The following is a 6,634-nucleotide window of genomic DNA, read 5'->3' on the forward strand; positions in this document are numbered from 1 at the left end:
GCAGCATGACTGCGCTACTGCGGTCGACTTGCTTTACTTGACTCAGACGGCCCCGTTACCGAAGTCCTGACCCTAGGCAAACGCTAGCCAAAGCATGCAATATGGAGCGCCGGATAAGACGGCGGCCCACCAAGGGCCGGCAGGCACCCGCAATTTATAGACAGGCGTACGAACACAGCCCCCGAATCCAGTAAGGAGTTGATGGTGGATTCAAGTTGGAGCTCCTGAACGAGTTCTGTCGCGCGCATGAATCGCAGCCGCCAGCCGTTCCCCACCAGGGCGGCGCGATTGAGGGACCGAAATGGCCTTCGCCGCCGAGTGGGCCACACCTCTTCGAAAGCGACGTTGCAGGGGGAAGCAGCCGGATGGCGCGCGTCGATGCCAATTCAACGTGCTTCGCCAACAATATCGATGGGAAAGATTGGTGCGGCGGTAAGATGCTCTGCTCGTTGCTTGATGATAAGCACCAAACCGAACCAATCAACTGCACTAGCCGCTACAGCTTCGGCGAGCTTCAAATCAGCTGCCGTGCCCGCCCTCTCGGCATGCGCCGCATTTCGAGTAGTCGCTCTTGCCGCAGCTCATAAACGTTCGCAGCCAATGCCCGCTGTGGCCGGCGCGGGAGCGCTCGTCTCGTGCGCAGCCTCCACCACATAAGCTACCACGAGATCGAGGCGACGGCGCGCCTCCGGGACAACGTCGAGCGCCGCGCCATGGCAGTCGCCGGTGATGACCACGAGCGACCATAGTTGCGGAGTTCGTGAACAGGCTTGGTTCGATCCGGTCGTTTCCAGGGAACTAGCGTCATCTTGGAACTTTGCCGCCGGAACACCGTCCTTCAGCCGCCGCGATGACGCGCGGCGAGATGCAAGAGCATCTCAACTGTGGGCCTCTGGCGACGCTCGTCGTTTGGCTTCCAGGGCTAGCAGATTCATCTGCCTGCCGACGCCTATCGCGCTGCTGGCCGTCCCTCCCTGATCCAAGTCTATTTCAATTCAGGGCTTGCCTATGTCCCGCACCGGATGTCAGGCGAGCGCCATTGCGTCGCCGGGCCTTCGGGGCCAGCAAACTTTTTCGAACTTGCGGTCGCCGCCGCATCAGCCTGTTCGGCTCCAGTTCGGCGCGGCGTTGGCGACGGTCGTCGGCGTGCTGGTCGCGGGGAAACTGCGTGTCGAACGGTGCAAAGCCGTTTGGGGCCCACTGCTGTCGATAAGATTTTGTCGGGTGGCGTGCCTCTCACGCCGCGATAAGCCAAATCGTCCATTGTCGTGTTCAGAACATGCGTCTCAAAAGTGTCCATCGCAAGGGCGATCCGCCGGTGCACCACTCCTTCGCGGTCGGGGTTGTGCCGGGGTGCAATGTCGGCTCAGAAGCTGCGCCGGGAGGGCCAGGATAGGCGTCGAGCACCGGTATAGCGGGTGATCGCACTGGCTCTTTGCGGCGCTCCGCCGTCGTTCTCCCACTGTTCGAGATTTGCGGTTTCAATCTGCCGTGGGGTGCGCAGCCCGTTCCGGCTTTGCAGTTCGGCAAGCAAGGTGTCTGCCGCGGTTATGCCGGCCTGAAACCGTCCGACCAGAAAGACCGCGGCAAGACGAAGGCTCTCGTGATCATCGATCTCAACGCGCTGGTGAAACCCGGCGCGTCGCAATACGCCATCTAGCATTGCCAGATCGGAAGGAGCCAATGAATGCTGGCGTGCGGATGACATGATGCCACCTCCTGTTGCCGGGGAGAGTCGTATCGAATACACAGACCGCAACCCTAAGCTTGGTAGCTGCGTTCATGGAGGCTTCGCGTTTGGTGCCAGGCGCAATCACGGGTGCCGTGATTTACGACCCGGCTTACTTTCGGGCAGCTCTACAACCGCTTCGGAATCAGCATGCTCAAGGCGTGCGCCTTGAGTTTCTCGGTCTTCTTTTCGCGGGCGATCTTTTCGGCCGCAACGATGGCTCTCGCCGTATGATCGGTGGCCGCCGCTTTCTCGCTGGCAGAGATCTTGGCCGGCTTGAATGCGGCGTTGGGGTCTGGCTTCATGGCCTATCTCCTGATGCGGACGGGCGCGACACCGAAAGCTCAGCGCGGTCGCGGCGCTTTCTTCGGCGCCGGCAGCAGGCCCTCGCGCTGGAGTTTCTTGCGCTGAAGCTTGCGTTGGCGCCTCACCGCTTCTGCCTTTTCGCGCACACGCTTTTGCGAGGGTTTCTCGTAGCTGCTGCGCGCCTTGAATTCACGGAACAGGCCTTCGCGCTGCATCTTCTTCTTCAGAATCCGCAAAGCTTGATCGATATTGTTGTCTCTGACGAGGACTTGCAAAAGACGTTCTCCTTTTTTGGTCGCGGAAGGCCATGGCCTGCGTGCTTATCTGCCGCGCTTGGCGCTCAATGGCTTGAGCCAAGGCCCGGTGGCGGTCGCCTCAGGGGCGTCGTCAGTCGCGGTATCAACGTGTTCTATGTCGGTCGCCAGTACACATCGTTCGAACGTCTCGCCTTCCACCCTGACGCGATAGCGGGCCTCGCCGCGATCTCCCGGCAACAGGCCGACAATCTGGCCGACGCGGCTGTTTAAGACCGACTGCGTCCCACTCACCCTCAACGTGACCTTGTTGCCAATCTCGTAGGCCACAGAGCGCATAGTAATCTCCTGTAACCGAGGGGCCCTAAGACGCAAAAAGGTCGGGTTATTCCCCCGACCTCTTCCCGTCATCCAACTGCCTCCCTGCCAGTACATCCGTGGTCAGAGAAGGCGAATGACAAACTATTCGGCCCTGAGATTGTCGGCCGAGTTCTTGCCCGACTTGCGGTCGCTGACGATGTCGAACGTCACCTTCTGACCGTCGGCGAGCGAGCGCAGGCCGGCGCGTTCAAGCGCCGAGATATGCACGAACACGTCTGTGCTGCCGTCATCCGGTTGAAGGAAGCCGAAGCCCTTGGTGCTGTTGAACCACTTTACTGTGCCTGAAGCCATGATGGTTTCCTTTCAATCGTGGAGTTTGCCAGAAATATTTCTCTGATCATGATCGATATTTGAAAGGAGATCTGGCCGCGCAAAAGCGTCATGTCAAAGTTCACAAGCAATATTCGATGAACGACATATAGACGATACTTTTTTAAACTCAATAGAAATATTAATTTTTTTAAATTCTTGGCCGATAAAATCCTCTTTAAAAGCCTGAAAAGGCGGGCTTTTCATGTGTTTATTTATTTTTATTTCACCATTCCCGGCCCCTCTAGCCAAAGTAGTCTATATCGCGACAGGCATGAAAGCCGTCTTGGTCGCGCTCTGGCCAGCGCAACGAGCAAGTCTTCCCGCCTCCACAAAACGTGCTCCGCCTCCACAAACATGTTGCAGAGAACGCATTCAAACTGCCGATTGACGCCTAGGTGCAGATGCCGGTAGAACGATCTATCGAATTTGCTCGCTAGCTTTGGTTATTGCGCGATTGGCTTCGCGCTGTGAACGAACCTTCCTTTCAAAGTCGCCATCGAGGCCCTGTTTCGCGCGGCGGCTCTCAGTATTGCTGCGGAAGGGCTCTCATGATCATCAGCACAGCTAAATGCTCCCATTAAGGGCTTATTCCAGCCTGACAGGGCAGCGCCAACGCGTCAGTCGGTGTTTCCGCCGGCGATCCTCGTCGAACGCCGAAAGCTGGATTCGAAGTTGAGCGAGATGTCGCCCCAAAATCACAAGGCTACCTGATGCGTCCGTGGCAATGGCCACGATGATCATGTCAGACCATCAACTAGGAAGACGCTTTGAAGAAAACCAGAGTGAGCCAGCCATCCGACCGCCGCGCAGCAGCAAGCGCCGATCGGGAAAAAGCCTGGCTGAAGATCCTATCGGCGTATCGACAGCCGTATGTTGGCCGCAGCACGTTTGAACTGACGGTGACCCTTGTGCCATTTATTCTGCTGTGGGCGGGGGCGTGGGCTTCCATGCACTTCGGCTTCTGGCTGGGCATGGCCCTTATCGTCCCTGCGGCTGGATTTCTCTTGCGCCTGTTCATGCTGCAACATGACTGCGGGCATGGTTCCTTTTTCGGCCGGCGCAGCCTGGATGACTGGACGGGCCGGATGATCGGGGTGCTGACACTGACACCCTATGACTATTGGCGCCGCGCCCACGCCGAACATCACGCCTCGGCAGGCAACCTCAACGAGCGGGGTGTCGGTGACATTAGGACCCTTACCGTTACCGAATACGGAGCTCTCACGCGCAGAGGACGGCTTGCATACCGCCTTTACCGGCACCCGCTCGTTATGTTTGGCATCGGTCCTGCCTGGCTTTTTCTGTTCAAGCAGAGGTTGCCGTTCGCAATGATGCGCTCCGGCGCCCTGCCATGGGTTTCCACCATGGCAACGAATGTCGCCATTGCCGCACTCTCTGGTCTTCTTGTCTGGGCAGTTGGTACTGTTCCATTTCTTATGATCCATCTGCCGATTGTGCTTCTTGCTGGGGCTGCAGGTGTTTGGTTGTTCTATGTTCAGCACCAGTTCGAAGACACTCACTGGTCGAGGCCTCCCGACTGGACGTTCCAGTACGCAGCCATGCACGGCGCTTCGCACTACGATCTGCCGCGCCCCTTGCGCTGGATCACCGGCAATATAGGTATGCACCATGTCCACCACCTATCGAGCCGCGTTCCGTTCTATAGACTTCCTGAGGTTCTGCGTGATTACCCGGAACTCGGAGAATTGGGCCGCGTCACTATCAGGCAGAGCCTGGGCTTGGTGAAGCTCGTCCTTTGGGACGAGGCCTCACAGCGACTGTTGTCATTTCGAGAAGCAGAAGCACATCAAACTGCAACAACATCAGCTTCGTCGACGCGTGCGAGATAGCGAGGGTAACGATGTTGCACAACCAAGGAACCGAAACACGCAGGTGACCGTCGGTGGGTTCAATGCCCGCCTCCAGTGGTCATTCCCCTCTCCATCATCAGACAGATTGAAGGTAGACAATGAAGAGCTTGGACGAAAAACTTCTTATTATTCTGAGTGCCTTCCACAGTGTTCGATATGGGATGTCGCCATCCGTCACACGGGGGGCTGCTGAAAATCATTCCAAAAAACAGGGGCTGGCGGGAGACGATTACAGCCAGACCCTTGAAGCCGCCATCGGCGCCGGGCTCATTGGTCTTTCGTCTGACTCATCCCTTTCAATTAGGGCCGCGGGACGAGAGAGGTTAGGCAAACGCTAGCCAGAGCGAGCCGTGCGGCGTACTGGAGAAGGGCCAAGTGAAGTGGCCAATCCGATCACGACGGTAAATTCCGAAATGTCCCGCCGGGATTGCAAAGTGCGAACACATCAAGCTCGACGGCGTTTGTCCTGCGAGGACGCGTGTGTCGATGCCAACTTTTCGGCCACCAGTTGTTCTGTCTCGACGGAATACCAAACAGCACCCCTACTGGGACGGCCCGCAACTTTTTTGCGCAGCCGCTGTTGGCGCAATTATGAACCGATCGAACCGCTCCCCGCCGTTGGTCTGCACGCTCCTATTGTTGTTGCTCACAGCAAATTTATGGAGGACAATGACGGCCCTGGATCTGAGAGGCGACAGCCATTGAACTTTGAGAAAATCGGCCGAGCACGCCTCATGATGCGGCTGCCACGACACCGCAAACAGCTTTCAGAACTGCGATTCCTGGCGCTGAGCACACTGATCGAAGCCTACGGGATGGCCGTGGTCACTCGCGACGAGTTGAGCGGGCATGCGATGTCGGATGAACCGCTAGCAGCCGAATACGCCGACAAATGCAAGGCGATCGAAGACAAGGTCGCGATGTTGCTCACGAATATAAGCCCTCGTTTCGTCAATTGACTCCAGCTGCGGCATTGACTGAATTGGGTAGGACGCCGACCGTGACCTACCCCTGCAATTGCAATCAATCGCTCAAGAGCGCGCCGGATGGGCCGGACCACATGTCGCTAACCACCTCGTTCGTCTCTGAACTCGTCTGGGCCGCAAGCCAGGCTGATCACCTGACAACGTTTGAAAAGCGCCGGCTACTTCAGCGCGCCGTGGTAACGATCAACGAGATGCGGCAGCAAGCAAGCATTCCAGATAATTCGACAAAACAGGACTCAGGGATTGCCTTTCAGTCCTTGGCGGGAGCGGTCGAGGCGCAGACAGGCGAGCAGATCAAAACTGCTCTATTGGACGCAGCAAATATGATCCGGACGCTGCGAATTTACCTGGAGACAACAACGCGACCAGCCGGAGGCGAGTAGCGGGAACTTTTTTCTCACAGCAGGCTTGTTCTTGGCTCGACCTTACGCCACTTGGGACACGCGCCTCGGGTACCAGAAAATGACCGGCAGCGCGGTTGTTGGGCCCCATGCTCACCCGCGCGAGGGGTCTTTCCCTAAACCAAGCCTCGTGCAGGGCCGCACCTGTGTTGTCGCTGCCTTCACGCGCCATGAGGAAGTACAACGCGAGAAGGATCACACCCGCAGTGATGGAAGACATCTTTAGCCGGGCGTGCTGCGCTCAACGAGCATCCGCCGCAACCAGAAAGTCGGCGACAGCTTCACCAAGATTCGAAGTTTAATCAGCGGTCTTGCGCGATCGTGTCCATGGGAGTGGTGTAGCTGACGGCTGATTGCCGTGCTTTCCGACAAGGGCCGGAGGGATATCAGCGGG

General features: G+C 57.7%; 7 protein-coding genes and 2 pseudogenes. 4 read left to right on the forward strand and 5 right to left on the reverse strand.

Translation table 11 applies throughout. The features are described from left to right. Positions 1 to 908: 908 nt before the first annotated feature. Positions 909 to 1,155 (forward strand): annotated as a pseudogene (locus MKZ91_RS31350) (arsenic resistance protein); the annotation flags it as partial. 211 nt (positions 1,156 to 1,366) lie between these two features. Here MKZ91_RS31350 and MKZ91_RS31355 read toward each other — a convergent pair. The 5 genes and pseudogenes from MKZ91_RS31355 to MKZ91_RS31375 all read right to left on the reverse strand — a co-directional run bounded on the left by MKZ91_RS31355 (position 1,367) and on the right by MKZ91_RS31375 (position 2,961). Continuing rightward, positions 1,367 to 1,708, reverse strand: coding sequence for a hypothetical protein (locus MKZ91_RS31355; protein ID WP_336174927.1), 342 nt, complete (start codon positions 1,706 to 1,708; stop codon positions 1,367 to 1,369). Between the two features lie 105 nt (positions 1,709 to 1,813). Further along, positions 1,814 to 2,034: pseudogene (locus tag MKZ91_RS31360) on the reverse strand (hypothetical protein). Positions 2,035 to 2,073: 39 nt separating this feature from the next. Further along, the gene (gene rpsU / locus MKZ91_RS31365; RefSeq protein WP_336174928.1) at positions 2,074 to 2,310 is read right to left on the reverse strand and encodes a 30S ribosomal protein S21; all 237 of its coding nucleotides are present in this window, start codon (positions 2,308 to 2,310) and stop codon (positions 2,074 to 2,076) included. A 45-nt stretch (positions 2,311 to 2,355) separates the two neighbouring features. Continuing rightward, a complete protein-coding gene (locus MKZ91_RS31370; RefSeq protein ID WP_336174929.1) occupies positions 2,356 to 2,628 on the reverse strand; it encodes a cold-shock protein in 273 nt (90 codons plus the stop codon). Between the two features lie 123 nt (positions 2,629 to 2,751). Beyond that, the gene (locus MKZ91_RS31375; RefSeq protein ID WP_336174931.1) at positions 2,752 to 2,961 is read right to left on the reverse strand and encodes a cold-shock protein; all 210 of its coding nucleotides are present in this window, start codon (positions 2,959 to 2,961) and stop codon (positions 2,752 to 2,754) included. 788 nt (positions 2,962 to 3,749) lie between these two features. On the opposite strand from MKZ91_RS31375, the gene MKZ91_RS31380 reads away from it, so the two are divergent. From MKZ91_RS31380 to MKZ91_RS31390, 3 genes are all read left to right on the forward strand, one after another. Further along, positions 3,750 to 4,832: a fatty acid desaturase gene (locus MKZ91_RS31380; RefSeq protein ID WP_336174932.1), complete on the forward strand. Its 1,083-nt coding sequence runs from the start codon at positions 3,750 to 3,752 to the stop codon at positions 4,830 to 4,832. A 722-nt stretch (positions 4,833 to 5,554) separates the two neighbouring features. Next, entirely contained in the window at positions 5,555 to 5,812 is a 258-nt protein-coding gene (locus MKZ91_RS31385) for a hypothetical protein (RefSeq protein ID WP_336174933.1), read from the forward strand. A 41-nt stretch (positions 5,813 to 5,853) separates the two neighbouring features. Further along, the gene (locus MKZ91_RS31390; RefSeq protein ID WP_336174934.1) at positions 5,854 to 6,222 is read left to right on the forward strand and encodes a hypothetical protein; all 369 of its coding nucleotides are present in this window, start codon (positions 5,854 to 5,856) and stop codon (positions 6,220 to 6,222) included. Positions 6,223 to 6,634 lie beyond the last annotated feature (412 nt).

It is taken from the genome of Ensifer sp. MJa1 (assembly GCF_037026475.1).
In the GTDB taxonomy this organism is placed as follows: Bacteria; Pseudomonadota; Alphaproteobacteria; order Rhizobiales; family Rhizobiaceae; genus Ensifer.